The organism is Glutamicibacter sp. MNS18, assembly GCF_026107515.2.
GTDB lineage: Bacteria > Actinomycetota > Actinomycetes > Actinomycetales > Micrococcaceae > Glutamicibacter.
The window spans coordinates 1-983 of sequence record NZ_JAPCHW010000036.1; the positions used below are offsets into that span (position 1 = coordinate 1).

At 62.9% G+C, this 983-nt stretch carries 1 protein-coding gene; it reads right to left on the reverse strand.

From position 1 onward, the window contains the following. Positions 1-891: ISL3 family transposase (locus OK351_RS17860; protein WP_265161769.1), on the reverse strand; the 891-nt coding region annotated here is incomplete at its 3' end. Between the last annotated feature and the right edge of the window lie 92 nt (positions 892-983).

A 983-nucleotide genomic window follows, 5' to 3' on the forward strand; every position in this document is an offset into this window, starting at 1 on the left:
CCCCGTGGTCAAGGTCCGACGGCACTTATACAGCGGGTCATCCTTGCGTCCTCGCCGGCCATGCTGTTCGCGCTGGACCCGCTGCCGGGTTTGATCCAGGGCCTCGGAACCCAATTTGACGACATGGAACGGATCCAAGACCTCCACCGCGTGGGGAAGCTCTTCGGCAGCTGCGGTTTTGAAGCCGGTGAACCCGTCCATCGCGACCACGTCAATGCCCTGCTTCCACTGGTCGTCTTGTCCGGCCAGCCAGGTCTTGAATACGGCTTTGGACCTTCCTGGAACCATATCCAGCAGGCGTGCGGTGCCGGTGCCATCGCGCACGGCGGTGAGATCCACGATGACGGTGACGTATTTGTCGCCGGTGCGGGTATGCCTCCATACGTGTTCGTCTACGCCTAAGACCTTGACGCCGGAAAACCGTGCAGGGTCATCGATCAGCAGGCGTTGGCCTTCAGCCAGCACTGCGTCGTTGGCGGTATTCCAAGTGACGCCGAGGCCTTCGGCGATCCGTGAGACGGAGAGGTGTTGGCAGACCAAACCGTTCAAGGCCCAGGCCAGGCCGGTCCTGCTGATTTTCTGGCGTTCCGGTGCAGCTCTGGACAGATCTTCACGCCACACCCGTTGGCAGTGGCCGCAGCGGTAGCGTCGGTGTTTGATGACCAGGACGGTGGGCCGCCACCCGAACGGTGCGTGGGCGAGCCGGCGGGTGACCGTATCGCGTGGGGCGCCTTCGGATCCGCAGCGGGTGCACCACGGATCCGGTGCGGTCACGCGGCAGAGGATTTCGGCTTTCGCCGCGGTGAGGTGCTGACCGATCGCGGTGAGGCCCAAGCCGTCGAGGCGGGTGAAGGTCGTGAGATCCGGTGCGGTAAAGGTAGACTCGTGCACTGTCGAGGTCTTTCGAAGAAGGTTGTGTGGTAACTTCCATTCTTCGCGAAGGCCTCGACTTTTTGCTGCATTGGTGACACGCCCGGGATCCG